This is a genomic window from Mesorhizobium muleiense (genome assembly GCF_900099905.1).
GTDB lineage: Bacteria > Pseudomonadota > Alphaproteobacteria > Rhizobiales > Rhizobiaceae > Mesorhizobium > Mesorhizobium muleiense.
In genome coordinates this window covers 57,976-84,366 of sequence record NZ_FNEE01000024.1, presented here as the reverse complement: position 1 = coordinate 84,366, position 26,391 = coordinate 57,976, and the positions used below count along the sequence as shown (strand labels likewise).

General features: G+C 64.2%; 25 protein-coding genes. 7 read left to right on the top strand and 18 right to left on the bottom strand.

What is annotated here, in order from left to right:
- Positions 1–403 (top strand): hypothetical protein (locus tag BLT09_RS34695; RefSeq protein ID WP_208602556.1); only part of this gene is annotated, 403 nt, incomplete at its 5' end.
- A gap of 706 nt (positions 404–1,109) precedes the next feature.
- Here BLT09_RS34695 and BLT09_RS28125 read toward each other — a convergent pair.
- The 8 genes from BLT09_RS28125 to BLT09_RS28090 form a co-directional block, all read right to left on the bottom strand.
- Entirely contained in the window at positions 1,110–1,565 is a 456-nt protein-coding gene (locus BLT09_RS28125) for a GNAT family N-acetyltransferase (RefSeq protein ID WP_236473060.1), read from the bottom strand.
- Positions 1,566–1,706: 141 nt separating this feature from the next.
- Complete coding sequence (locus tag BLT09_RS28120) at positions 1,707–2,435, bottom strand: amino acid ABC transporter ATP-binding protein (RefSeq protein ID WP_091599429.1); 729 nt, start codon at positions 2,433–2,435, stop codon at positions 1,707–1,709.
- Positions 2,436–2,464: 29 nt separating this feature from the next.
- Entirely contained in the window at positions 2,465–3,139 is a 675-nt protein-coding gene (locus BLT09_RS28115; RefSeq protein WP_091599392.1) for an amino acid ABC transporter permease, read from the bottom strand.
- Positions 3,136–3,807, bottom strand: coding sequence for an amino acid ABC transporter permease (locus tag BLT09_RS28110; RefSeq protein ID WP_091599390.1), 672 nt, complete (start codon positions 3,805–3,807; stop codon positions 3,136–3,138). Before BLT09_RS28110 ends, BLT09_RS28115 begins: the two co-directional genes overlap by 4 nt.
- 140 nt (positions 3,808–3,947) lie before the next feature.
- Positions 3,948–4,736: an ABC transporter substrate-binding protein gene (locus tag BLT09_RS28105; protein WP_091599426.1), complete on the bottom strand. Its 789-nt coding sequence runs from the start codon at positions 4,734–4,736 to the stop codon at positions 3,948–3,950.
- A 113-nt stretch (positions 4,737–4,849) separates the two neighbouring features.
- Positions 4,850–6,013: a saccharopine dehydrogenase family protein gene (locus tag BLT09_RS28100; RefSeq protein ID WP_091599388.1), complete on the bottom strand. Its 1,164-nt coding sequence runs from the start codon at positions 6,011–6,013 to the stop codon at positions 4,850–4,852.
- Complete coding sequence (locus BLT09_RS28095; protein ID WP_236473059.1) at positions 6,010–6,561, bottom strand: Lrp/AsnC family transcriptional regulator; 552 nt, start codon at positions 6,559–6,561, stop codon at positions 6,010–6,012. Before BLT09_RS28095 ends, BLT09_RS28100 begins: the two co-directional genes overlap by 4 nt.
- 168 nt (positions 6,562–6,729) lie before the next feature.
- Positions 6,730–7,653, bottom strand: a complete 924-nt coding sequence (locus BLT09_RS28090) for a LysR family transcriptional regulator (protein ID WP_091599384.1) — start codon at positions 7,651–7,653, stop codon at positions 6,730–6,732.
- A gap of 92 nt (positions 7,654–7,745) precedes the next feature.
- On the opposite strand from BLT09_RS28090, the gene BLT09_RS28085 reads away from it, so the two are divergent.
- Positions 7,746–8,576, top strand: coding sequence for an NAD(P)H-dependent oxidoreductase (locus BLT09_RS28085; protein ID WP_091599381.1), 831 nt, complete (start codon positions 7,746–7,748; stop codon positions 8,574–8,576).
- A 50-nt stretch (positions 8,577–8,626) separates the two neighbouring features.
- On the opposite strand, the gene BLT09_RS28080 is transcribed toward BLT09_RS28085, so the two are convergent.
- From BLT09_RS28080 to BLT09_RS28070, 3 genes are all read right to left on the bottom strand, one after another.
- Positions 8,627–9,352 (bottom strand): 3-keto-5-aminohexanoate cleavage protein, encoded by a 726-nt coding sequence (locus BLT09_RS28080; protein WP_091599378.1) that lies wholly within the window; start codon positions 9,350–9,352, stop codon positions 8,627–8,629.
- 421 nt (positions 9,353–9,773) lie between these two features.
- Positions 9,774–11,129, bottom strand: a complete 1,356-nt coding sequence (locus BLT09_RS28075) for a sigma-54-dependent transcriptional regulator (protein WP_091599375.1) — start codon at positions 11,127–11,129, stop codon at positions 9,774–9,776.
- Between the two features lie 13 nt (positions 11,130–11,142).
- On the bottom strand, positions 11,143–13,002 hold the full coding sequence (locus BLT09_RS28070) for a sensor histidine kinase (protein WP_208602553.1): 1,860 nt from the start codon (positions 13,000–13,002) through the stop codon (positions 11,143–11,145).
- A gap of 239 nt (positions 13,003–13,241) precedes the next feature.
- On the opposite strand from BLT09_RS28070, the gene BLT09_RS28065 reads away from it, so the two are divergent.
- Positions 13,242–14,573: a dicarboxylate/amino acid:cation symporter gene (locus BLT09_RS28065; RefSeq protein WP_027155097.1), complete on the top strand. Its 1,332-nt coding sequence runs from the start codon at positions 13,242–13,244 to the stop codon at positions 14,571–14,573.
- A 532-nt stretch (positions 14,574–15,105) separates the two neighbouring features.
- Positions 15,106–16,170 (top strand): glycosyltransferase family 2 protein, encoded by a 1,065-nt coding sequence (locus tag BLT09_RS28055; protein WP_091599366.1) that lies wholly within the window; start codon positions 15,106–15,108, stop codon positions 16,168–16,170.
- A gap of 234 nt (positions 16,171–16,404) precedes the next feature.
- On the opposite strand, the gene BLT09_RS28050 is transcribed toward BLT09_RS28055, so the two are convergent.
- The 5 genes from BLT09_RS28050 to BLT09_RS28030 form a co-directional block, all read right to left on the bottom strand.
- Complete coding sequence (locus BLT09_RS28050) at positions 16,405–17,211, bottom strand: ABC transporter permease (protein WP_091599363.1); 807 nt, start codon at positions 17,209–17,211, stop codon at positions 16,405–16,407.
- Positions 17,211–18,044: an ABC transporter permease gene (locus tag BLT09_RS28045; RefSeq protein WP_091599360.1), complete on the bottom strand. Its 834-nt coding sequence runs from the start codon at positions 18,042–18,044 to the stop codon at positions 17,211–17,213. Before BLT09_RS28045 ends, BLT09_RS28050 begins: the two co-directional genes overlap by 1 nt.
- Positions 18,045–18,068: 24 nt before the next feature.
- Positions 18,069–19,181 carry an ABC transporter substrate-binding protein gene (locus BLT09_RS28040; protein WP_091599424.1) on the bottom strand — a complete coding sequence of 371 codons (1,113 nt, stop codon included), beginning with the start codon at positions 19,179–19,181 and terminating at the stop codon, positions 18,069–18,071.
- A gap of 92 nt (positions 19,182–19,273) precedes the next feature.
- On the bottom strand, positions 19,274–20,368 hold the full coding sequence (locus BLT09_RS28035; RefSeq protein ID WP_027155091.1) for an ABC transporter ATP-binding protein: 1,095 nt from the start codon (positions 20,366–20,368) through the stop codon (positions 19,274–19,276).
- A 254-nt stretch (positions 20,369–20,622) separates the two neighbouring features.
- Positions 20,623–21,507, bottom strand: a complete 885-nt coding sequence (locus tag BLT09_RS28030; RefSeq protein ID WP_091599357.1) for a LysR substrate-binding domain-containing protein — start codon at positions 21,505–21,507, stop codon at positions 20,623–20,625.
- A 75-nt stretch (positions 21,508–21,582) separates the two neighbouring features.
- Here BLT09_RS28030 and BLT09_RS28025 point away from each other — a divergent pair, with 75 nt between their 5' ends.
- On the top strand, positions 21,583–23,148 hold the full coding sequence (locus tag BLT09_RS28025; RefSeq protein WP_208602552.1) for a zinc-binding metallopeptidase family protein: 1,566 nt from the start codon (positions 21,583–21,585) through the stop codon (positions 23,146–23,148).
- 53 nt (positions 23,149–23,201) lie between these two features.
- Complete coding sequence (locus BLT09_RS28020; RefSeq protein WP_091599418.1) at positions 23,202–24,134, top strand: dimethylarginine dimethylaminohydrolase family protein; 933 nt, start codon at positions 23,202–23,204, stop codon at positions 24,132–24,134.
- 78 nt (positions 24,135–24,212) lie between these two features.
- Here the strand turns inward: BLT09_RS28020 and BLT09_RS28015 are convergent, their stop codons facing one another.
- Positions 24,213–25,220, bottom strand: coding sequence for an ornithine cyclodeaminase family protein (locus BLT09_RS28015; RefSeq protein WP_091599354.1), 1,008 nt, complete (start codon positions 25,218–25,220; stop codon positions 24,213–24,215).
- A 161-nt stretch (positions 25,221–25,381) separates the two neighbouring features.
- Between BLT09_RS28015 and BLT09_RS28010 the strand changes: the two genes are divergently transcribed.
- A complete protein-coding gene (locus BLT09_RS28010; protein ID WP_091599351.1) occupies positions 25,382–25,843 on the top strand; it encodes an Lrp/AsnC family transcriptional regulator in 462 nt (153 codons plus the stop codon).
- Positions 25,844–25,945: 102 nt separating this feature from the next.
- Here BLT09_RS28010 and BLT09_RS28005 read toward each other — a convergent pair whose 3' ends face one another.
- Positions 25,946–26,329 (bottom strand): YybH family protein, encoded by a 384-nt coding sequence (locus BLT09_RS28005; RefSeq protein ID WP_091599348.1) that lies wholly within the window; start codon positions 26,327–26,329, stop codon positions 25,946–25,948.
- Positions 26,330–26,391: the final 62 nt, after the last annotated feature.

Here is a 26,391-nt window from a genome sequence, read left to right as displayed (position 1 = left end):
GGAGAGCCTGTCACAACAGCCTCTTGTTCAATCAGGTGTACTTCATCTTACTCCCTATCCAAGGAAATTTGATGGCCGCAGGCCCCGCTTTCCGGAAAGCAAAACTGGGAGCGGATTTTTCCAATGTTTTCCCCGGTGTGGGAATTCCCACAGCCGAGCCTGGTTCGACTGGCATATCCTTGTTTGCAACATCCGGGCCCGCCGGCTCGTGTTCAAGCCGGCGAAGGGAAAGGGAACGGTCATGAAATTCTTGGCTCCCGTCACAAAACTTGCTGCGGCGTTTCGCAAATTCGCCGCGCGGCGCTACCGGCCGGAGCTTTATTATATGCGTGGCCCGGGGCCAGCCACCGCCCGCCGTATGGGCACGCCGCGGCAAAACCAATCCATCGACCACTACGCCTAACTTGCCTCGCGGACGGCTGAAGCTCTCGCCCGGAGTGCCGTTCGCGCCGTTCCGTTCCGGTCAATTCAGATCAATGAAGGTACGATCTGATCATGGTTATAATTCATGCTGCCGCCATTGGTCCATTTCGCAGGTGGTTACGCCTCCGCGCCGAGCGAAAAGCTCTCTTGTCGGCAACGGACCAGTTGAGCCGTTTACCCGATGACGTTCTTGGCGACATCGGCATCTCACGTGACGAAATCATGTGCGCTTTGCGAAGCCGCCCCATCCGTCATGCGGAGGCAGGCGCGGCCGGCACGATGATCGAGCGCACCAGGATCGCTTCGGCCTCGATCCCGAAACGGTTGGCCGCCGGCAGCAGCTACGCCTCGGCCGAGATCCCCTTTGGCTGGTCCACGAGCGCGCGACCGAGCCTTACATCGCGGCTTCGACAAGCAGCGGCGCGCGGACGGGACCTTCGAACGGCACTATACCTGCGACCCCAAGGACTGAATGTTGACCGACGGGAACTGGGGAGGATCTCAAAATGATCATGTCAGTTGTTAAGTCCCTCGCGCTCGCTCACGCTGACATGCCAATCAAACAGCTGAAAGACGTCTATTTGGATTGCGAACGGGGAGGCCGCCGGTGCGCTGGGGACGGAAGACGTGATGTACTGTTCGATGCGCGAGTTCCGACTAGGCGCGCGATAGCAGTTTGCGCATAATCAACGATGCATGGCCTTCTGCACCGTGCAACGCGGCCACTTCGAACCATGTTTGCGGTAAAAGGCCATTGCCCGGTCGTTTCCCTCGAGCACTTCGAGTGCGATGCTCAGGATGCCGGAATGGGCGGCAAAGACAGCGTGCAATATATTAGCGGCTAGCCCGGTGCCGTACTCGCTTTGATCGATGTGGAGCCGGTCAAGCATGACGTCGCCGGCTTCATTCATCTTAGCCATCGCGTAGCCGGCAATCGAGCCGTCTGGCCGTTCTGCGACGAACGACATTTTGTTGGTGTCTGTCAGTTCCGCCGCAATCCGCTGCAGCGTGTGATCTTCATCCGAAATCAAGGCCGCGGTCTCGGCACCCATGATTGGCGAGTACGTCCTGCGCCAAGACTCTCCAATGAGCAGCGATACCGACGGCACGTCCTGCTCAGTCATGGCTCTGATTTGCGTCATCGAATAACGTCCCCTGCCGCTCTGGAGAAGCACCGCGAATGTCTGAACATGGCGCTAATTGCTCGTTCCCATCGACGAGACGAATGGCAGCATTCCACCCGTCTCGGCCATTGGCGACAGCCAGCTGGTTGAGTTTTGACTCTAATGCCGCAGAATCTTGCTCAGGAAGGCGCGGCTGCGGTCGGTCTTGGGGTGCGAGAAGAATTCATCCGGCGTGCCGCTCTCGACGATGGCGCCGGCGTCCATGAACACCACGCGCTGGGCGACCTTGCGGGCAAAGCCCATTTCGTGGGTCACCACCATCATGGTCATGCCTTCCTCGGCGACCGCGACCATGACGTCGAGCACTTCCGAAATCATCTCAGGGTCGAGCGCCGAGGTCGGCTCGTCGAATAGCATGATCTTGGGGCGCATACCGAGGCAGCGGGCGATCGCGACGCGCTGCTGCTGGCCGCCGGAGAGTTGTGCGGGATAGGCATTGACCTTGTCGGCAAGGCCGACCTTGGCAAGCAGCTCGCGCCCGGCCTTCTCGGCCTCGGCGCGCGGGATCTTGCGGACATGGATCGGCGCCAGCGTCACGTTCTCGAGCGCTGTCTTGTGCGGGTAGAGGTTGAAGGACTGGAAGACGAAGCCGATCTCGGTGCGCAGCCGCGTCATGTTGGTAGCGGGGTCGCCGAGGCGCTGGCCGTCGACCACCAGGTCGCCGTCGCGGATCGTCTCCAGCCCGTTGATGCAGCGGATCAGCGTACTCTTGCCCGAACCGCTCGGCCCGCAGACGACGACCACTTCGCGCGGCTCGACGCTGAGCGTGATGTCTTTGAGCACATTGAGCGCGCCGAACCATTTGTTGACGCCGCGAAACTCGATCATGCCGGTACCATTTTTGCTGAGGTTCAGCGTCATATCTGCACCTCGCCATGGGCCGCACCCATGCGCTGCTCAAGCCGGCGCGCCAGCAGGATCAGCGGATAACAGACGATGAAATAGCCGACGCCGACGAGGAAGAAGACGAGGAGGCCGTTGGGCACACGCTGCACCACCAGCCAGCCGACGCGGGTGAGGTCGGTGAGCCCGATAGCCGAAACGACGGAGGAATCCTTGATCAGCAGCACATATTGTCCGACCAGCGGCGGCAGCACGATCCGCATCGCCTGCGGCAGCACCACCTGGCGCATGCGCTGCCAGCGCGACAGGCCGGACGCCAGCGCCGCCTCGACCTGGCCGGTCGGCACCGAGCGGATGCCGGCGACGACGATCTCGCAGATGAAGCAGGCGGCCAGATTGGTCAGGGCGATGATGCCGGCAGTGAAGGCGTCCAGCTCGACGCCGAGTTCCGGCAGGATGAAGAAGATCAGGAAGATCTGCACCAGGAACGGCGTGCCGCGGATCAGGTCGACCCAGGCGCCGATCGCACCGCTGATCAGCCGGTTGCCGCCGGTCCGCAGGATGCCGAGGCCAAAGCCGATCAACGTGCCCAGCACCAGGCTGACCAGCGACAGCATCACGGTCATGCCGAGGCCGCGCAAGGCGAGGGGATAGCTGCCGGCGAGGCTTTGCAGCTGCTGCCAGATCATGTCCGTACCCCCGCCAGGCCGAGCCAGCGCCCGGACAGCGCCGCCAGTCCCTTCAGCCCGTAATAGAGCAGCAGGTAGAAGGCGGCGATGGTGATGAAACCTTCCGCCGGCATGAAGCGGTCGGAGGCGAGCAATTGTCCGGCGCGCGTCAATTCGGCGACCGCGATCAGCGACAGCAGAGCGGAATCCTTGACCAGCACGATCGCCTGGCCGAGCAGCGGCGGGATCGTCACCTTGAACGCCTGCGGCAGGATGACGAAGCGCATGCGCTGGACATAGGTCATCCCCGAGGCGACGCCGGCCTCGACCTGGCCGCGCGGGATCGACAGGATGCCGGCGCGGATGATCTCGGCGACATAGGCGCCGCTGTTCAGCGACAAAGCAAGGATGCCGACGACGAGCTCAGGCAGGATGATGCCGAGCCGCGGCAGCCCGAAATAGAGGAAATACAGTTGCGCCAGCAAGGGCGTGGCGCGCACCGCGTCGATATAGGCCTTGGCCGGGATGCGAAACAGCCAGCCGCGCTGCAGGTTCATGGCGGCGAGCACGATGCCGACGGCGAGCGCGCCGGCAAAGGCGAGGACAGACAGCCACACGGTCGTGACGAGGCCCTGCCCGAACAGGGGCAGATATTCGACGATGGTGCGGAAGCTGAAATTTTCGAGCATGGTGCGGCGGTGAATGGTGAATAGTGAATAGTGAATAGTGAATAGGGATTAGTGAATGGTGAATAGGGATTAGCGAATAGCGAGTAGCGAGTAGCGATTTACTACTCACTATTCACTATTCACTACTCACTACTCACTACTCAGTGATCCTTCTTCCAGTCGTCGGAATTGACCCAGTAGTCGAGGTTCTTCTGCAGGCGGCCGTCGAGGCTGACCTGGTCGAGGAACAGGTTCATCCAGGTCAGCAGGTCCTGCTCGTCATAGCGCGTGGCGAAGGCCAGCGGCTCCTTCGACAGCATCTCCGGCATGATGGTGAAGCTGCCGGCCGGGTAGGCGGTCGACTGGCCCTTGACCGCCGAGACGTCGTTGACGCCGCAATCGGCCTGGCCGTTGTTGACGGCGTCAAGCAGCAGCGGGCCGCCGCCCTTGTAGCTCTTGATGTCGCCGTCCGGGAAAGCCTTCTTGGCCTCCTTCTCGCCGGTGGCGCCGAGCAGCACGGCGATCTTGGTGCCCTTGGCCTTGCAATCCTCGGTGGACTTGAACTTGCCGTCGGCCTTGGTGAAGACGGTGCTGCCCGTGTACATATAGGGCTTGGTGAAGGCGACCTTCATCGCCCGCGCCAGCGTCGGCGTCATGTCGGCGACCAGAAGATCGGCCTTGCCCGACAGCAGCGCCGGGATCAGGCCGTCCCAATCGAAATCCAAAAAGGTGATCTTGACGCCCATTTCCTTGGCCATCAGTTCGGCAAGCTCGACCGAACTGCCGGTGCGCTCGCCGGCAGCACCGACCAGCGAGAAGGGCGGTCCCTGCGTCTGCACGGCAACGCGCAATTCGCCGCGCTTGGTGATCTCGTCGAGCGTTCCGGCACTGGCCGCGGCAGTGAGGCCGGCGAGCGCAAGGCCTGCGATGAAAAGCTTGGCAATCGTCATTGGGCATTCCTCCTTGTTGTCGTTTGTTATTTTCGCTTTGTTGTCCCACCCCTTGGGGGTGCTTTTTTGAGCGGCAGCGCCGTTGCCGGCGGCGACCACCGTTCGAAAATCCTTCAGTCCCAGTCGATCGTTTCGGATACGCGTATACCGCGTCTGGCCAGTTCATCGAGAAAGCGGCCGTCCGGCACATGCAGCAGCGGGTTGAGCAGGCCGGGCTCGGTAATTTCGCCCCGCGCCAGCATCTGCGCCACGATGCTGGCGGGATAGCCGACGCCGAGGCTCATGCCGAACAGGCCGGAGGTGAGGTCGCGTTCGATGATCAGGTCCGACATCACCGTCTTGCGGCGGCCATGCTGGGTGCCGGCAAAGACATTGCGCATCACGCACAGGTCCTTCTCGTCGGCGCCGTATTGCAGTTGCGGGCCGAGCAGCCGGCCGAGAAATTCGCGTGGGCTGGCGCCAACGCCGGGCACCTTGTCTTCGGAAAGGAAGCCAAGCTCCTTCAGCGGCGCCCAGAACGCCGACCAACCCGGCCAGCGCAGCGAATAGCGGCCGGAGCGCTGCAGCCCCTTGGCGGCGGCAAGCATGCCGGCATAATGCGGCGCATCGCCATTGGGGAAGGCTTCCAGCCTGCCGAGCCCCGCGACCTCGATCTCGTGGATAAAGCGATTTTCATGTTGCTGGCCGGCCGGCACATCGACCCGCTTGCCGTTCTCGACCAGCACGCTGTCGCGGTTCTGGCTCATCAGAACCATGTCAAAATTCCAGCTCACCTTGTAGCACAGCGGCTTGGCCATCGCCTTCGGCTCGGGGATACCGCCGCAATAGGAATCGATCGCGGTGATGGCGTCGAACTGCCTTGCGGCGCGCGCGTAGAGCACAAGGTCGATGCCGGGGTCGAGCCCGCATTCGGTCATGATCGAAACGCCGGCCGCTTCCGCCGCCGGGGCAAGGTCGGCGATCGTCTTGCCGTAATTGGTGGTGACCAGCGGCGTGCGCGTCGCGATCGCGGCCTGCACCGCCTCGCGCATCAGCGGCTGCGGCAACAGATCGATGGCGGCGTCGACACCCGCCAGCACATTCGCCAACACAGGGGCGATCGCGCCTTCGGGCACGACGAAACGCACGCGGGCAAGGTCAGTCAGGCCGCCAAGCCGGGCTGCGCCATCCCGGGCGGTATCGACGCAGACGACCTCTTCGACACCGGCGCTGGCGATGAGATCGGCGATCGCCGCCCGGCCTTGCAGGCCGAGGCCGCCGAGAACCGCGATCTTCATGGTATTTCCTTTCGCCCAGTTTCGTCGCGCCCAGTTTCGTCGCGCCCAGTTTCGTCGCGCTTGCTCTCGTCCGACCAGCAGCCTTCCGGCAGGCTGACCCATTTGTTGCAGGAGGCCATGACGACGAACGTCTCGCTGCGCACGACTTCGCCTGGCTCGCCGGCGCCGGGGATCAGCTCGCTGGTGACGCGATAGAGATCGGCGACATCGCCGGCCACCGTCACGTCGACGATGATGTCGAAGCGTCCGGTGACGACGGAGGCCGAGTTCACGAAAGGCAGTTCGGCAATGCGCTGCGCCAGTTCCCGGGCGCGGCCGCGCCCCTGCGCATTGATGCCGACGATCGCCGAGATCAATTCTGGGCGCTCGGTCAGGTTGAGCAGCCCGACGATCTTGAGCAGGTTGCGGTCAAGCAGGTTGCGCAGCCGCATGCGCACCGTGGGCACCGAGACGGCCATCTTCTCGGCGAGGCGATTGACGCCAAGCTGCGCATCCTGCGACAGCAGCTTGACCAGTCGCCGGTCGGTCTGATCGAGATGTTCCCGCAAAAACTCAGGCTTTCATAAATGGAAAGAATTTATCGAATTTTCTTTCTGATATGAAAACAGCTTAGGGTGTATCTTTTTAAATCGCAAGAGCGTTCGGCGCTGTCAACAAGGCCGCATCCTGGAAGACAGAAGGGTTTTGCCAGCCGCAGCCGACCGAGGGCATGCCGACTAACGCGGTTTCTCGATCCCTGGAATGCCGCCGATCCGCTCGGCGAGAAAATCGACCAGCAGCCGGACCCTGGCAATGCCGGCGCGCTCCGGGACGATCAGCATGCTCAGCGGAATGGGAGGCGGGGCGTAGTCCGGCAGGATCACTTCCAGCCGGCCGGCGGCGAGGAGATCGTCGACAAGCCAGTGATGGGCAGGTGCAATACCGCGCCCGGCGACGAGGGCTTCGCGCACGGCAAGCCCATGGTCGACCCGAAACCGGCCTTCAAAAGGCACCGCGTGGCGTTCGCCGCCCGGCCCCTCCAGGGCGAGCGTGTCGCTTCCCGCGATGTTCGACATCCGGATGCCTTCGTGGCCAGGCAGGTCCTGTGGGATAGCCGGTCTGCCCCGCGCCACCAGATAGGCCGGTGCCGCCACCAGCAGACGCCGGGACTGGCCGAGCGCCCGCAGTTTCATCGAGCTGTCGGTGAGCGGACCGAGGCGAAGCGCGATGTCGACGCCCTCCCGCACAAGGTCGATGCGCTCGTCGGTGAGGCTGAGATCGACACCGATGTCGGGATAGCGGTCCTGAAAGGCGAAGATCAGCCGGCTGACGTGCAAGACCCCGAGCGCCGCCGTGCAGGATATCCGGATCGTGCCGGCCAACGTGCCGCGCGTGCCCCGTGCCTCGTCGCCGGCCTGCTCGACGAGGCGCAGGATCTGGACGCTGTCGGCATAGTAACGGCTGCCTTCATCGGTCATCGTGACACGCCGGGTGGTCCTGCTGAGCAAGGGCACCCCGACGGCGTCTTCGAGCTCGCGCACATGCCGCGTGACCGTCGACTGCCCAATCCCGAGCTCGCGCGCCACCGCCGAGAGGCTGCCGCGCTCGGCGACGCGAACGAAGGTGCGCATGCGCTCGAGGGTCACATCTGATCTATCCATTATTCGGCATAATCTTATGCATTGCTAAGATGTAGCGGATCATCTCTGGCCTAGCTACCTTCAGTGCCATCATCCTTCATCGGAGTGGCCCCATGAAAGTCCTGCTTGTTTTTGCTCATCCTGAACCGCGTTCGCTCAACGGAGCACTGCGTGACGTCGCCATCAGGGAACTCGAGGCCCAGGGCCATGAAGTGCTGATATCGGACCTCTATGCCGATGGCTGGAAATCCGAGGTGGACCGTGCCGACTTTCCGTCGTGGCCGCCCGAAGAACGCTTCCTGCCGGCTGTAGCATCCAAAAAAGCTTTTGCGACCAACACGCTAACCGAAGATATTAAAGCAGAGATCGACAAGCTGCTGTGGGCCGACACGCTGATCCTCCAGTTCCCGCTGTGGTGGTACGCCATGCCGGCAATCCTCAAGGGCTGGGTCGATCGGGTGTACGCCTACGGCTTCGCCTATGGTGTCGGCGAGCATAGCGACAAGCGGTGGGGTGACCGCTTTGGCGAGGGAACGCTCGCCGGCAAGCGCGCGATGCTGATCGTGACCGCCGGCGGCTGGGAGGAGCATTACTCCGCCCGCGGCGTCAACGGCCCGATCGACGACCTGCTGTTCCCGATCAATCACGGGATCCTTTACTATCCGGGCTACGACGTGCTTCCGCCGTTCGTCGTCTACAGAGTGGATCGTTTTGGCGAGGCCGATTTCGAGCCTGTCGCGGAGCGCCTGCGCGAAAGGATGCGGACGCTTGAGACAACCCGGCCCATTCCCTACCGGCAGCAGAATGGCGGCGACTACCACATCCCGAGCATGCAGCTCCGCTCTGAGCTGGGCGACCCGGGCGCAGCAGGGTTCGCGCTTCACGAGGATCGCGCAACCGCGAAATCGGCGACGCCGCGTTCGACTTTGCGGGACGTGGCCTGACGCAGCGTCCCGAGAAGATCGGGCAAGGCGCCCGAAGCCGACGGGATGAATCAACGACCGGCGCGGAAGATCGCAACCGCAGCAGCGGTCAGTGCGGCATTGCCTGATGCCGTAGTGCCGTCCGGAAGCGCCTTGCCGTCTTCCAGCCCGACGCGCGTCGACCAGTTGCGCTCCGCCGCCCGGTGCACGAACGGCCACACCGTGGCGTCGGCACCGTGCAGCAGGATGGCGCGACGCAGTCCGGCGCGGTCGAGCACCGCCGCGATGCCGTCGCAGGCTTCCAGCGCCGCGTCCAGCGCCTGCTCGGAAATCTCGATCAGGATGCGCAGCACCTGGTTGCCATGGTCGAGGCGGACCAGGCGCTCGGCATCAGCGACGGAGGCGAGCCCGGCCTCGATGCCGATGCCGCGCTGCCGCAGGCTTTGCATGACTTCGGGCGCTGCTTTCTCGCTCAGATTGACCGAGGCGTAGTCAGGCAGCTCGCTCCAGCCGGCGATCGCCGCAAGCGTCCGCTCGTCATCATTCTCGATCCAGGCGCCGGTCGACACGCCGATCAGCGTGCCCGGGCAGGCTCGGCGCAGCGTCAGGATGGTACGGTCCATCGTCGCCGGGGCAAGGTTTTCGCGGCCGTCGAGCCCGCGTGCATGGACATGCAGCTCGGCCGCACCGGCGGCCACGCAGGACGCGCCGTCACGCGCCATGGCGTCCGCGTCAAGCGGCAGCTGCGGATGGAAATCGGCGCTGCGCGCGCCATTGATGCAGGTCTGGACAATCATGAGAGTGGTCCGGTTGAAGTGGACCAAGTGTAGCGTAGGATGGCGAAAACCGGAATCGGTTCGCGTCAGGAGAGTTGCTGCGGGAGGGACGTTTGCAGATGTTGGCGCTGCCCCTCATCCCCCTGCCGCAGCCTTACCTTAAGGCTTTCAGCGTAGCGCCATCGGCGAAGCTGCCGATCTCCCCCCTTGCGGGGGAGATGTCCGGCAGGACAGAGGGGGGTGGGAAGGATCACCAACCTCGACTTCAGCCATTCTCAACCGGAAACAGCCTAAGGGCATGGCAGGTCGGAGGGACAGCACCCCCCTCTGCCTTGCCAGGCATCTCCCCCGCAAGGGGGGAGATTGGATGCCGCTTCGGCTTTCGCCAACCACCAGCGCTGGAAGCAGGGCAGATGAGGGCAGCCCTAGCCTGTTGGCCCCTCTACCTCGAAAACTCGCTGCGCACGATGCCGTGGCGCTGCAGCTTGTCATAAAAGGTCTTGCGCGGAATCCCCAGCGCTTCGATCGTGCGCCTGACGTCGCCCTCGTTGCGGTTAAGCGTCTCGCGGATGATGTCGGCCTCGTAGCGCTCCAGCCGTTCCGGCAGTTTCATGGCGGCATCCGGCTGGGCTGGGGCAGGGGATGCCACTCCTGCGTCTTCCTCCAGTCCAAGCACGAAGCGTTCGGCGAAATGCGCGAGCTCGCGTACATTGCCAGGCCAGTCATGCTCCCTGAGATGGCGATGCACCGCGGCCGGCACCGCCGGCAGCGGACGCCGGAAGCGGGCGGCGGCGCGCTCGGCGAAGTAGAAGAACAGCAGGGCGACGTCGTCGCGGCGCTCGCGCAGCGGCGGAATGGAGATCGTCACCACGTTGAGCCGGTAATAGAGATCCTCGCGGAAAGCGCCGCGCTGGCGCGGATCGCCGAGATCGACCTTGGCGGCCGCAACGACGCGCAGGTCGACCGGCCGCATTTCGTTGGTGCCGAGCGGGGTGACCTCGCGCATTTCCAGCACGCGCAGCATCTGCACCTGTGTCGAGACCGGCATGCTTTCGATCTCGTCGAGGAACAGCGTGCCGCCGCTGGCGTGCTCGATACGGCCGATCCGCTTCTTCTGCGCCCCGGTGAAGGCGCCGGCCTCGTGGCCGAACAATTCGCTCTCGATGACCGTCTCGGGCAGCGTGCCGCAATTCAGCGCGACGAAATTGCCCTTGGCGCGGCGACTCCAGCGATGCAAAAGGCTGGCCACCACTTCCTTGCCGGAGCCGGTCTCGCCGGTCACCAGCACATCGACATCGGTGTCGGCGATCTGGCGCAGCGTGCGGCGCAGCCTTTCCATCGCCGGCGTCTGGCCTATCAGCGGCAGGCCGTCCTGCGCCTCTCCGGCCGCCTCGCGCAAGGCGCGGTTCTCCATCACCAGACGGCGCTTTTCCGCGGCGCGGCGCACGCTCTGCACCAGTCGGTCGGCGGCGAAGGGTTTGGTGATGAAGTCGTAGGCACCGTCCTTGATCGCCTTGACGGCAACCGCGATGTCGCCATGCCCGGTGACGAGGATGACCGGAATGTCCGGGTCCAGCCGCAGGATGCGGTTGAAAAGCTGCAAGCCGTCAATCTCAGGCATGCGGATATCCGACACGACCACGCCGGCAAAACCGGTGTCGAGCCTGGCCAGCGCCTCGGCCGCCACCGAAAAAGCCGAGACCGAAAAGCCGGCAAGCTCCAGCGTCTGCGCGGTGGCCTTGAGGAGATCGCTGTCGTCATCGACCAAGATGACCGGCGCTGCGTCGTCGTTCGTCATGCTGCCTTGGCCACTATGCTGCTTTCAAGAGATGGATGGCGAAGCGGGTGCCGCTGCCGTCGCTCGAAACCTCGATGCGTCCGCCGTAGTCGGCGACGATATCCTTCGAGATGACAAGGCCAAGACCGAGGCCTTTTTCCTTGGATGTATTGAACGGCGTGAACAGCGATTTGAGAATCCCTGGCGGAATGCCAGGTCCGTTATCGGACACGCCGACCATCACGCCGTCCGCGGTCTCCTCGACCGAAACCCGCACATGAGCGTCGTTGCGGCCGTCCAGCGCTTCAAGCGCGTTCTGGAAGAGGTTGATCAGCACCTGTTCGAGCCGGACCCGGTTGCCCATGACCCTGAGGCTCGGCGGTGGCAGGTCGATCGCCAGTGCGTCGAGCCGGCCGGCAAAGCGGCTTCTCAACAGCACGACGGCGCCCTCGATGACACCGCGCAATGCGACAGGCTCGGCGGCGGTGCGGCCCTTGCGGGCAAAGGCCTTCAATTCCTCGGTGATGGTGCCGATGCGCTCGGTCAATGCTGCGATGGCGCCGAGGTTTTCCTCGGCGGGCGCGGTCTGCTTCCTGTCGAGGAAGACGCGGGCGTTGTCGGCATAGGCGCGTATGGTGGCAACCGGCTGGTTGATCTCATGGGCGACGCCGGCGGCGACCTGGCCGAGGATGGCGAGGCGGTTGGCCTGGACCAGATCCTGCTGCACGACCTGCAGCTTGGCTTCCGTGCTGCGATGGTCTGATATCTCCGCCTGCAGCCGGTCGCGGGCACGGCTCAGATCCTCGGTTCGTTCGACGACGCGGCGCTCGAGTTCGGTGCGCGCCGCCTGTTCGGCGGCGATCCGCATTTGTCCCGACTGCCGGCGCCACAACAGATACGCAGCAAGGCCGAGCAACGGGACCAAGACGCCGAGCGCAAGGAGCCGCATTTCACGGGCCGCGGCGGCGATCGGCGCCTCGGCCGGGACGAGATAGTCGAGCCGCCAGGGGGTCGAAGGAACCGGGGCTGAAAGTCTCAGATATTCCGCGTCGCTGCCGCCGGGCGTCACCGCGTGGACGATCGACACGTCCGGGCTGAGCGCCTGCGGGCGCGTGATCGGCAACGGCATCAGCGGTGCATCGCCGAACTGCTGGCTGTTCTGGATGGCGGCACGATCAGACGCGGCAAGCGGCGCCGTCGTCATGAAGCGCCAGGACCGCACGCTGGTGATCAGGACGATACCACGCTCGTCGCTGACATAGGCCGGGCGGTTCACCTCGTGCCAGTCGGCCTCGAGCTGATCGAACTCCGCCTTGACGACGACGACGCCCAGCGGTGCGGCGGCGTTGCCGACGCGCCGCGAGATGTAGAGGCCTGGGCGTTTGCTGACATTGCCGAGCGCGAAATATTCGGCGGTTCCAGATTGCATCGCCGCGGAGAAATAGTCGCGGAACCGGTAGTCGTTGCCGACAAAGCTGCTCGGGTCGCGCCAGTTGCTGGAGGCGATCGCCAGCCCGTCGGTGCCGATGACATAGAGCACCGAGGCCTTGGTGCCGGAGACCAGCCCTTCAAGCTTGCGATTCAGCACATCGATTGCAGCAGCACTTTTCTGCGCCAGCGCGTCGCGCACCTGCTGGTCTTCCGACAAAAGCAGGGGCAGGGCGCGCGGGCTTTCCAGAACGGCGCGCAATAGCGCGACCTTCAGATTGGCGTCGGTGCGGCCCTGCGCCGCCAGTCCCCTGAGCTCCGTGGTACGGCCAAAGAGACCAGCGCCGTAAAGTGCGGCCGTGGCCGTCGCAAGGGCGATGGCCGCAAACAGCAGCCAGGCACGGCGCGCTCGCCTGCCGAGTTGCTCGGGCGTCGACGGCAAGGCAGCGGCGGGGCGTTGCAGCATCGCCCATTTGTGCATGATTTCGCACAAAGCACAATTCGGCCATGCGAACATCCGCACTTTGTGTGTGTGCGAAACGAACTGCCAGTTCTGGAATACTCAATAAAATCAAAGGGAGAGGCTCTTTTCCGCGCACTTGGCACGGCAGTTGCAAACACGACTTCAGCGGTCGCGAGGCTGCTGGGTCAAATGCAAACGCTCCGGGAGGTCGAGCTTTCGATCGGAGCACAATGGAGGACGTCATGCAGACAGCATTCGCTGCCGCCGCGCCACGCGGCAAACTTCCGTTCTACCGGCATCTCTATGTGCAGGTGCTGGCGGCGATCGCCGCCGGCGTGCTGCTCGGCCACTTCTATCCCGAAACCGGTGAGGCGATGAAGCCGTTCGGCGACGCCTTCATCAAGCTGGTGAAGATGGTGATCGCGCCGGTGATCTTTTTGACGGTGGCGACCGGCATCGCCGGTGTTTCCGACCTGCAGAAGGTGGGCCGCGTCGCCGGCAAGGCGATGATCTACTTCCTGGCTTTCTCGACGCTGGCGCTTGTCGTCGGCCTTGTCGTCTCGAACGTCGTCCAGCCGGGCGCCGGCATGCATATCGATCCGGCCACGCTCGATGCCACAAAAGTGGCGACCTACACCGAAAAAGCCCACGACACCAGCATCGTCGGTTTCCTGATGAACATCATCCCCGACACGATCACCGGCGCTTTCGCAAAGGGCGACATCCTGCAGGTGCTGTTCTTTTCGGTGCTGTTCGGGCTCGCACTTGCCGCGGTCGGCGATCGCGGCCGCCCGGTCGTCGATTTCCTGCAGGCATTGACCACGCCGATCTTCCGCCTCGTCGCCATCCTGATGAAGGCCGCGCCGATCGGCGCTTTCGGCGCCATGGCTTTCACCATCGGCAAATACGGCATCGGCTCGATCGCCAACCTCGCCATGCTGATCGGCACATTCTACCTGACCTCGCTGCTGTTCGTGCTGGTGGTGCTCGGCGCGGTCGCCCGCTACAACGGCTTCTCGATCCTGGCGCTGATCCGCTACGTCAAGGAAGAGCTGCTGCTGGTGCTCGGCACCTCGTCCTCGGAAGCGGCACTGCCGGGCCTGATGGCCAAGATGGAGCGCGCCGGCTGCAACCGCTCGGTGGTCGGGCTGGTCGTCCCGACCGGCTATTCCTTCAACCTCGACGGCACCAATATCTACATGACGCTGGCCGCGCTGTTCATCGCCCAGGCGACCGACACGCCGCTCACCCTCGGCGACCAGATCCTGCTGCTCGCCGTCGCCATGCTGAGTTCCAAGGGCGCCGCCGGCATCACCGGCGCCGGCTTCATCACGCTGGCCGCGACGCTCTCGGTCGTGCCCGCAGTGCCGGTCGCCGGCATGGCGCTGATCCTCGGCGTCGACCGCTTCATGTCGGAATGCCGGGCGCTGACCAACTTCATCGGCAATGCGGTGGCGACCGTGGTCGTGGCGCGCTGGGAAGGGGAACTCGACCAGACCAGGTTCGCTGCCGCGATGGCCGGCGACTTGCCTGAGGAAGCCGATCTGTCGCTGCCGGGGCTGCAGGCTGCGTGACTGATCAGGCCTGCCCCCATACGGCCCGGAGCCGGTTCGCCGGCTCCGGGAAAAGACGATTGGCCTTGTAAGCCGATGGTCGCGGCCGCGTATGATGCCTGGCACGCGGAGCGCGAAGTGGATGTCAGCGCCATTCCAACGCTGCATGCTGCCTGAGACGTAACAGGCTTGTGAGCCTTTGGTCTTGGCGTGGGGCTTGCTCCAGCCGCATTTGAAGGCCAGTATCCGCCATGCCTTCAAGGTGCCTGTCCGCTTCGGTCCCGACCTGATCGCGACCCAAGCCTTTCCGTCAGGCTCGGTTGTCGTGTCATCCGAGCCGAACCGTCGGAGCCCTTGCTGCCGTCGACCATGATCTCGGCGGCAGCTCTTGAAGGCAATGGCGGCCTCAGCATGAAGTCGCAAAGCAAGAGACGTGACCCGTCCTGACGAAAGGCGCCAGCCTTCTCCCAGGAATTCGTGGGACGCGCTTGAGGAGGAACCAGGCCCGCGCGCGGGTTTGCTGAAACCAAAGCAAGATGCGAGGTCAAATGCGATGCAGTCTGTCCCGAGGATTCCAGTATCCATCATCATTCCGAACTACAATTACGCGCGTTTCCTCAAACGCAGCATCGATAGCGCCCTCGAGCAGGACTACGCGGATGTCGAAGTCATCGTCGTCGATGATGCCTCGCAGGACAATTCCACGACAATCATGAAATCATATGGGGACAGGATCCTAGCCTGCCCGCGCGCGCAAAATGGCGGGCATGCGGCGGCGTTCAACACCGGGTTCGCGGCAAGCTCGGGCAAAATCGTCCTGTTCCTCGACGCCGACGATTTTCTTTATCCGACCGCCGTTTCCAGGATCGTCGACACTTGGGATGCGGCAACCGCCCAGGTGCAGTCCAGGCTGCATATCGTCGACGAACGACAACGCATCAAGGACGTCTTTCCGCCGCCCGAACTGCCCTTCGACAGCGGTGACGTCATGCCGAAACTCCTGCACAAGGGCCGCTATCAGACGACTGTGACCAGCGGGCTGGCCTTTGATCGCACAACCCTCGAATCGATCATGCCTATACCGGAGGCGGAGTTCCGCCAGGGCGCCGATGGCTACCTTGTAACGCTGGCGCCCATGTACGGACACGTCCAGTCCATCGACGAATGCGTCGGCGCCTACCGGATCCACGGCGCCAACCATTCGGTGTTCGGTGAAAAGCTCGCCGAGCGGGCACGCTGGCGGGTAACCCACGACTTCCGCCGCATGCAGGCGCTGTCGGACCAAGCCTCCGGGATCGGCCTGACCATCGTTCCGTCGGAGGCTGTCCGCCACGATCCGGTCCACCTGGAAGAGCGGCTGGCGTCGCTGTGCGCGGACAGGCGCCGGCACCCCGTGGCCAATGATTCCCGGCTGGCGCTTGGGGCGGCGGGCGCCGTCGCCAGCCTCGAAATGACCGCGTCGCTGCGCCGGCGCGCCGTCCTTGCCGCCTGGTTCCTGTCGGTCGGGGTGCTGCCGCGGAAACTGGCGACGGCGGTGCTGTCGTGGAAGCTCGACGCATCGTCTCGACCGGCATTCCTGAGCCGTCTGTCCAAGACCATTCGCCACGCAATGGGGTAGAAGAAGCTTTCAAAGGTTGGCAATCTTTCGCGCCCCCCTCTGTCCTGCCGGACATCTCCCCCACTTGGGGGGAGATTGGCCGTCATCTCCGCTTTCGCCAATCACTACCGCCGAAGGAGGGAGCCGTCGCCGAAAGCTGCCGATCTCCCCCCAAGTGGGGGAGATGGCCGGCAGGCCAGAGGGGGGCGCTGTCCCGCCAACTATCGAGCGGAAATGCGCACCGCTTTGGTCGCCCTACTGCCCCGCGCGCAGCCTGACCACGGCACTGCGCGCCGCCAGCACCAGCACCGTGATGATGATCAGGATCACCGAGAGGGCGGCGATCGCCGGGTCGATGTTGTCGCGCAGGCCCATCCACATCAGCCTGGGCAGCGTGATGGCGTTGACCGAGGTGATGAACAGGGTGACGCCGATCTCTTCCCAGGACAGCACGAAGGACAGCAGGGCGGCAGTGACGATGCCGAATTTGATGTTGGGCATGATGATGCGGGTGGCGCGTTCCCACACGGTGGCGCCGAGACCGCGCGCGGCAAGGTCGATGCGCCGGTCGAGCTGGCTGAGCGACACCAGGATCAGCACCGTGGCGAAGGGCACCGTCATCACAGCATGCGCCATGGCGACACCGAGCCAGGTGTCGTAGCCGAAGAACGAAGAGACGCCGGAGATCGAGGTCAGCAGGAAGTAGAGCGTGATCGCCGAGACCACCGGCGGCACCACCATCGGCAGCAGCACGAAGCCGACCAGCGCGGCGGTGAAGCGCGGCTGGAACATCCACACGCCGAGGCTGAAGCACAGCGCCAGCACGGTGGAAAAGGCGCTGCTGACGACGCCGATCCTGATCGAGAGCAGGATCGAATTGATCCAGCGCGGATCCTCGATCAGCGCCCGGTAGTGGCGCAGCGACAATTCGCCGGACGGCATCGCCAGCATGCGGGTCGGCGTCAGCGACACCGGGATCACGGCAAGCAGCGGCAACAGCAGGAACAGCGCCACCAGTGCGGCGAGGACCAGCGAGACGGGGCCGGGGCGGTAGGTCGGCATCAGATCAGCTGCTTCGGTCTGACATAGCGGAACAGCAGCGCCATCAGCGTACCGACGAACAGCACCAGCACGACGCTGATCGCCGCCCCCAGGCCCCAGTCCGGGCTCTGGAAGATGCGCAGATAGATCAGCTCGGCGACCATAACGCTGCGGCCGCCGCCGAGGATCGCAGGCGTCACGAAGAAGCCGAGCGAAAAGACGAAGACGATGAGCGCCGAGCCGATGATGCCGGAGCGGGTCATCGGCACGAACACCGACCAGAAGGTGCGCATGCGGCTGGAGCCGAGCCCGCGCGCCGCCAGCAGCACGCGGTCGTCGAGGCTGCGCATCGAAGACGCCAGCGGAAACACGGCGAAGGGAATGAGGAAATGGGTCATGCCGACGATGACGCCGAATTCGTTGCGCACCAGCGTCAGCGGTTCCGAGATGAAGCCGATCGCCTGCAGCCAGGTGTTGAACAGGCCGCGATTGGAAAGCAGCGCCACCCAGCCGAAGGCGCGCGTCAGCACCGAGATCCAGAATGGCACCAGGATGCAGAACTCGGCGATCACCCGCTGCGCCGGCGTGCCGCGCACCCACACCAGCGTGATGGCGTAGGCGGCGGCAACCGAAACAATCGTGACGATCGCAGCGATGCGCAACGTGCGGACAAACACCGACTGCACCAGCGGGTCGCTAAGCAGCGTGCCATATTGCCCGAGCCCCGGCTCGGGCAGGGTGAAGCTCCAGTTGACGACGCCGAAGAATGGCCAGGCGTAGGCGGCGCCAAGGAACAGCAGCAGCGGCGCCATCAGCAGCGCCGCGCCCATCCTGTCGGAGAGATATGCTTTCATCTCGGCTCCGGTTATCCCGGTCTATCAGGCGGAGATGATCTTCGTGTATTCGTCGAGTGCGGCCCCGTAGTTCTTGGCGTACCACTCCATGTCGAGCGGGATCTGCTTCTTCATGTTTTCGGGGTCGACCGGGTTGATGCGCTTCTTGTCGGCGGGGATCAGCGCGTCGGTGGCCGGATTGGCCGGGCCCTGGCCGAGCTTGTCGAACATGATCAGTTGCTTCTCCGGATCCTGGGCGCTGGCGATGAACTTCATCGCCGCGTCCTTGCCGCCGGGATTGCCCTTGAGCACGGCGAGCGCGCCGGGCGAGATCAGGCCCTGGTCCCAGATGAACTTGATCTTGCCGCCGGAATCCTGCTCGATCAGCGAGGCTCGCGTCGACCAGACGATGGCCATCGAAGCCTCGCCGTCGAGCAGCACGCTCTGGCTCTCGGCGCCGCCGCCCCAATAGGCAACGATATTCTCCTTGAAGGCGGCGATCTTGTCGTGCGCGCGCTTGAGGTCGAGCGGATAGAGCGAGGCCGGCGCGATGCCGTCGGCGAGCAGCGCCGCTTCCCAGCTCGACACGCCCCATTTGTAGAGCGAGCGCTTGCCCGGGAATTTCGTCACGTCGAAGAAGTCGGCCATGCCGGTCGGTGCCTGGCTGCCGAATTTTTCGGAATCATAGGCAATGACATAGGAGAAGAAATAGGTCGAGGCGGCGTGTTCCCAGCCGAAGCCAGGCCGCATCTTGTTCTTGTCGACGATCGAATAGTCGATCGGCTCGAGCATGCCCTGCGCGCCGAGCGTGATCGCCGAGAACGGGTCGACGTCGACCAGGTCCCAGGTCGGGGCGCCGCTCTTGAACTGTGCGGCGATCGCACCCTCGGTCGGACCGGAGCCGTCCATCTTGACGGTGATGCCGGTCTCCTTGGTGAACGCCTGGCCATAGGCCGCGTCATAGGCGGTGATGGCGTCGCCGCCCCAGTTGACCAGCACCAGTTCCTTGGCTTGCGCGAAGGCGCCGGTCGAGCGCAGCAGCATCGGCGTGCCGGCCAGCACGAGCGCAGCCAGCTGCGTGAACTGCCGGCGCGAGATCTCGCCGCGCACCGCCCTGGCGGACAGTGTCTCGATGGCGTGTTTCCTAGTTTCGCTCATCTCTGAATTGTTTGTCATGTCAGTTCCCCTTTTTTGTCGTTGATATTTCCCGAAAGCCAGCCTGGCGAATTTCAGCTTCGCCACGCCGATCGTCATTGTCCTCCGTCCGGAAGGAGGAAACCTTTTTCCGCAGGCCATGTCAGCCATACGGAATTGCCCTTGCTGAGTGCCGAAGCGGCGACCTCGTTCGGCACCGAGACCGTCACCTTGGCACCTTGGCGCGTGGTGAGATCGAGCCGCGTCGCAGCGCCGAGATAGGTCGAGGCGACCGCAGTCGCGGCGATGCCGTTCTCGCCGGCTGTCGCTTCGGGGGCGATCGACATGTATTCGGGCCGGATCGCCAGGATGGCGTTGCTGCCGACGGCGCTTGCATTGCCGCGCAGGGTGATGGTGCGGTCTTCGCACAGGCCGGTGGCGCCGTTGTCGGCGTTGCGCACGCCCTTCAGCGGCAGCATGTTGATCTCGCCGAGGAACTCGGCGACGAAGCGGTTGGCCGGCCGGTCGTAGACCTCGTCAGGCGCCCCGACCTGCAGTAACTTGCCGTGGTTGAAGATGGCGACGCGCGACGATAGCGCCAGCGCCTCGCTCTGATCATGGGTGACGAAGACGAAGGTGGTGCCGGTTTCCTGGTGCAGCCGCTTCATCTCGGCCTGCATCTGGCCGCGCAGGCCCTTGTCGAGCGCCGAGAACGGCTCGTCGAGCAAAAGCACACCCGGCTCGAACACCAGGGCACGCGCCAGCGCCACGCGCTGCTGCTGGCCGCCGGACAATTGCGACGGCAGTTTCTTCTCGTGGCCCTTCAGCCCAACGCGCTCGACCATCTCACTGACGCGACGCTTGATCTCGGCCGCCGATTTCTTGCGCACCTTGAGCGGGAAGGCGATGTTGGCCTCGACGCTCATATGCGGGAACAGGGCATAGCCTTGGAACACCATGCCGGCAGCGCGCTGCTCGGCCGGCCGCTCGGTGATGTCGACGCCGTCGCTGTAAAGGCGGCCGTCTGTCGGCTGCACGAAACCGGCAAGGATCATCAGGAAGGTGGTCTTGCCCGAACCCGACGGCCCGAGCAGGGTCAGGAACTCACCGCGGCCAATATCGAGCGTCAGATCGTCCAGTGCACGGAACGAGCCGAAGCTCTTGCCGATCCCGATTGCCTTGATCTCTGCGGCACGGCCGGGTTGCTGCATCCTGCCTTGTCCTCAATGTGATTGAAATCGTAGGCAGGCCCGCGGCTCACCGCAACCGAATAGTTTTCGCCTGATCGGCAAATTTGATTCATCTATGGCGCCAATCTCCCCCCTCGAGGGGGAGATGGCCGCAAAGCGGCCAGAGGGGGTCGGTCCGACTGGGCTCGGCCTGCTGCTGCAGATGGAGGCTGGGGCTTCACGCGCGGCGACCCCCTCTGTCGCCTTCGGCGACATCTCCCCCTCGAGGGGGGAGATTAGCTAATCTCCGACAGTTTCGACCTCAGCCACCTCCCGAACGCCTCCAGCACCGGATGCGCCGCCTTGGCATGTTCGGAAACGAGAAAATACGAGCGTGGCGAACTGATTGCGGTGTCGAAGGGGCGCACCAGCCGGCCTTCGCTCAGCGCCCGGCGGCTGGTCAGTTCGTCGCCCATGGCGATGCCCTGGCCGGCGATGGCGGCCGAAAAAACCAGGTTCATGTCGGAAAAGAAGATGCCGCCCTCGGTGTCGGGATTCTCGACCTTCGACAGCGCCAGCCAGCGCGCCCAGTCCTCGGTGTCGCCGAGATGCAGCAGATTGGCGCGCAGCACGTCGGCCGGCTTGGAAAAGCCGCCGATCTTGTTGAGCAGCGTCGGGCTGCACAGCGGCGTGAACGAGATCTCGCACAACGGCTCGACCGCCCGGTTCGGCCAGTTGCCGACGCCGAAGGCGATGAAGGCGTCGGCCTCGGCATTGCTGACATCGTCCAGCCGCCGCGGCGTCAGGATGCGCAGCGCGACATCGGGGTACATCTGCCGGAATTCGCCGATGTGCGTGCACAGGAACAGCGAGGCGAAGCCCGGCGTGCAGCTGACGCTGAACGAGCCGCCGACGCCGGTGCCGGCATGGCGCGTTACCGCATCGCCGAGCACCGTCAGCGCCTTGCGTACGTCGCTGGCGTAACGCTGGCCGCGCGGCGTCAGCGCCACGCCCTTGCCGATGCGCTCGAGCAGGTCGAAGCCGAGATCGCGTTCGAGCAGCCGCAATTGATGACTGACCGCGCTGCGGGTCAGATGCAGTTCGTCGGCGGCGCGCCAGACGCTGCCGTGGCGGGCGAAACTGTCGAGGGCGCGCAGCGCCTGCGTCGAGGGAATTCTCAAGAGGTGAACCGAATTTGCATGAGCCGGGAAAACATATCACTTTTTGGCGAGGCGCTTCACTGCTTTCTTTGACGGATGGAGGATCCGGTGACCACCTCGGCCCAAGCAACCGCGCTTGCCTGTCTCGACGACATCCAGCGGTCGCTGTCGGCGTGGACGCGGACGATCTTCGATTTCGGCGAGACCGCCTGGCGCGAATACCAGTCGGCCGCCTGGTATGTCGAGCGTCTGAAGCACGAGGGCTTTTCGGTCGAGGAAGGCTCCGGCGGGATGCCGACCGCCTTTTGCGCCCACTGGACCAACGGCGCCGGGCCGACGATCGGCATGTATGCCGAGTATGACGCGGTGCCGGGCAATTGCCAGGACGCGGCGACCGTCAAGCGACCGCGTCCGGGTCTCGGCGCTGAGGCCGGCGGCCACACCGATCCGCATTCCGGCCTCGGCATTGCCAGCCTGGGCGGGCTTTTGGCGACCAAGGCGGCGATGCAGCGCCACGGCATATCGGGCACGCTGCGCTTCACCGGCGAGCCGGCGGAGAAGGTGCGGGGGTCGAAGCCGATCCATGCCGCAAAAGGCTACTACGATGGCCTTGCTGGCATGATCTCTTTCCATCCCTTTTACATGCTGCCGCTCTGCAACACGGCGCGCTGGGACACGCATTGCGGCGCGGCCTATGCGATGATCTATCGCTTTGTCTGCGACGAACCCGAAAATTGGGTTCGCGCAAGCGATGGAGCGCCGATTCCGCAGGCGCATTCGGCGGTCAGGGCGCCCGGCGCCAACGACGCGCTCATGATGATGTACATGGCGTCCAAGGCGCTGCGCGATTCCATGCTGCCGCATCAGGGCGGCTGGTCGATCAGCGAGGCGATCCTGACCGCGGGGCAGGCGACCGCCGACAATCTGCCGGCCGGACTGGCCGAGATCCAGTACATGATCCGCGTGCCGACGATTGCCATGGCCGAGCGGGTCACCGCCGTGCTCGACCGCAACGCGGAGGCCGCCGCCAAGTTGAGCGGCTGCCGCCATGAGCGGCACTGGGTGTCGAAGTCGCGGCCGGGGCTTGCCAATCATGCCATGGCGGGTATTGCCTACGACGCGCTGTCGACTGTCGGGCCGCCGCGCTGGGACGAGACGGCCAAGGCGATTGCCCGCGAAATCCAGGTCAATGCCGGCGGCGCGGCGAGCGACGAGCCGTTCATCGCCGAGTTGGAGCAGCTGATTGCGCCTGACGAGGCGGAGGCGTTGCTGCGCCGCGACTTGCCGCTGTCGCAGCTCAATTCCACCTCCGACGATTACACCGACATGTCGTGGCAGACGCCGACGGCGCGGTTCTACGTCGCCCGGCCGGCGCTGCGTTCGCAAAACGGCCACGCCTACCCGTCCTGGGCGATGAATGCGCTGGGCGGCATTTCCGCCACCATCGATCCGATGGTTGCCTGCGCGTCGAACACGATTGCGTTGGCAGCTCTTCGCCTGCTGGAAGACAAGGCGGCCCGCGATGCGGCGATGGACGAATTCGTCGCCCGCACCGGCGGCGGCATTGGCGGCAGCAACTGGCTGGCGCCGCTTTGCGACTACGAACCGCCAATCCATTTCCGCTGGCCGGAATATGTCACCACCCCGCGCGGACGGGACTGATGGATACCAGGCAACCCGCAAGCCGCGTGATCACTCGAAGCCAGGAGAATGCCATGACCGTCCATGACCGCATTGTAGCAGAACCGTTTTCATTGCAGCGCCGCAATCCGGCCGGCGGCACCAAGCCATTGACCGCCTGGGGCTTTGCCAACGAGACCGACGTCCTGACCGACGTGCTGCTCGGCTCGCCGAATTTCCTGCGCCACCTCTCGACCAGCTCGCTGTCGCGCAAGCATCTGCGTGAGGCGCCGTGCAACGTCCAGATCGCGCAGGCGCAGCACAAGGACCTGGTTGCCGCTTATGAGCATTTCGGCGTCAACATCCACTGGCACGAGCCGACGTCGGAGCTGCCGATGCAGGTCTATTCGCGCGATTCCAGCGTCATGACGCCGTATGGCGCCATCATCACCGCGATGTCCCAATGGTGGCGGCGCGGCGAGAACTATGCGGCGATCCGCACCTATGAGAAGCTTGGCATCCCGATCTACGACATGGTCACTGCGGGCACTTTCGAAGGCGGCGACTTCAACGTCATCGAGGACGGCGTGGTGCTGATCGGCTGTGGCGGCGCCCGCACCCAGGAGGAGGGCGCGCGCCAGGTCCAGGCCTGGTTCGACAAGGAGGGCTGGGAAACCCGCATCGCCTTCATCGACGAATATTATGTCCATATCGATCTGATGGTGGTGCCGATCGCCGAGAAACTGACCGCCGTCTGCCTCGCCTGCACCGAGCCGGGCATCGTCGACTGGCTGAAGGGCAAGGGCCACGAGATCATCGACGTGCCGTTCCAGGACACGATGGCGCTCGGCTGCAACTTCATGTCGCTGGGCAAGGACCGGGTGATCGCGCCGACATCCAGCCAGACGCTGATCGGTCAGCTCAAGGCGCGCGGCTTCGAAGTGGCGGCGGTCGACATGAGCGAGATCTCGAAGACCGGCGGCGGCATCCACTGCATGGCGCAGGCGCTGAAGCGTGTGCCGGGCTGAGGGACCGCCCTTTAGCCCGGCCGCTTCCGCGAAAGCGCCATTGTCAGCAACGTCGATCCCGCCTGGCTCGCGGCACGCCTACAGCACGATGAGCTTTCCCTTGTGCAGACGCTTGGCGCAACGATAGGCGAGATCGGCGGCGACCATGTCTTCCATGGCAATGCCCATCGCCTTGTAGGTGGTGATCTGTTGATCCGAAACGCGGCCCGGCGCGCGGTCGAGCAGCATGGCGCCAAGCTCGGTGCCGAAATCCGGGTCGAAACCGGCAAGCTCGCTGGAACCGACCGGGGTCGGTTTGAACGCATCCCTGGTCTCGACATAAAGGCTGGATTTGCCGATGAGCTCGATCGATATTTCACCGCCGGGTGGTGCCACCCCGACCGACGAGACGTGCGTGCCCGGCCGAACCCAGCCTGCCTTGATCACCGGCTCGTAGGAATGCGTCGCCAGGCACACCACGTCGGAACTGCGCACTGCCGCCTCGAGGTCGGCGACCGCCACCACCGACGGATGCAGCCGGGCAAGCGCTGCCGCATCGTCGAAGCTCTTCGAAGCGACCCGGATTTCGGCAAAGTCGCGCACCAGCGGCAACAGATGCAGGTGCTGGTTGGCCTGCACGCCGGCGCCGACCACTGTCGCTATCCTGGCGTCCCGGCGCGCGAGCGCGCGCACCGACAGCACGGCGGAGCCGGAGGTTCGCACCGCGGTTATGAAGGTGCCGTCCATGATGCAGACCGGCAGGCCGGACAGCGGATCGAACAGGCTGATGGTTGCGAGGTGGCTGGGCATGTTCTTGGCCAAATTGCCTTCGAAGACGTTGACGACCTTGACGGTCAGGTTCATGCCCTCCATCCAGGCCGGCATGGCGAGGCTGTAGCCGGCCCCCGGGATGTTGAGCTGTGGTCGGGGTGGATTGACGACCTTGCCTTGTGACAGCGCCTTGAAGCCGTCTTCCAGAACATCGAGAAGCTGGCTGAGATCGATGCACGCCATCACGTCGACTTCGCTCAGCACCAGGATCTCGGTCGCTCCCTTGCTGATTTCCGCCGCACTCCTGCCGGCTGGGCTGAACGCTTCCTTGGTCATCTTGCACTCCTCTTGTTTGTCGAAATCGCCTCACCACGTTTGCTTTGAGTGGGTGAGGGAAGCGCAGGCTATTGCGAGGTTTTATGTGATGAAATACGTTGATTTTGACATCTCTGCGTGAAATCAGCACACAAATCCCTGAGATAGAGTGGATTGTGAAAATGGACGACCTCGACCAGATAGACCGCAGCCTGCTCCGGCTGCTGCAGGAAGACGGGCGCCGGACGACGCTTGATCTTGCCGGGCGTATCGGGCTGTCGCCGACCGGAACGAGCCAGCGGGTGAAGCGCCTGTTCCGCGACGGGTTGATCACCGCGGTCAGGGCGGTGCTCGATCCGCGCAAGGTCGGCCGGGGAACGCTGGTGTTCATCGAGGTCCGGCTTGACCACACGGCGCCGCATGTCTTTGACCGTTTCGCCGAAGCCGTGGCGAAGGCCCCGGAGGTTCTGGAGTGCCATATGGTGGTTGGCGGTTTCGATTATCTGGTTAAGGCGCGGATCGCTGATATGGCGGTGTTCCAGGATTTCCTGCAGCGGGTCATCCTGCCTCTGCCCGGCGTGCGCGAAACGCACACTTTCGCCTCCATCGCCGACGTCAAGCCGAACGCCCTCTTGCCGGTGTGATCAGTGGAGGAGGGGAACGCTGTTCAGGGCGACCTGCACGCATCTTCGCCATCCTGTCGCTCCCTGGCGCGCCTTCCGGTGCAGAGATGCCGGAGACCGGCTCTAGCCTTGCGCGGTCAGCAGGTTCGCATCGCGGGCCAGCCGCCACGCACCATCAGCCTCCTTGCGCAGGAGCGTCAGCGTATATCCCGATTGACGCACCGGCTTCCCGTTCGGCGGCGTTGCGGTCATATCGATACGACCGCGCATGAAGGCCCAGTCGCCAAGAAGCTGTAGTTCAACGATCTCGTTCGTGCCGTCGACATGAACGCCGGCCATCTCCTGCGCGGCTGCCGCGAAGATCTCCTTGTCGAAGGGCTCCCGGCCGGGAACCATGAAGATCGCGTCGTCCGTCATCAAGCTGAGGACGGTCGCGGTGTCTCCACGCTTGCTCGCATCCATCCACGTCTCGACCAGCTTTCGGATTGCTCTTTCGTCGTCCGTCATCCGTTGCCTCCCTGGCTTCTCGCCGTCATCGATACCGCACGACGCTCCTCCATCGCCGCAAC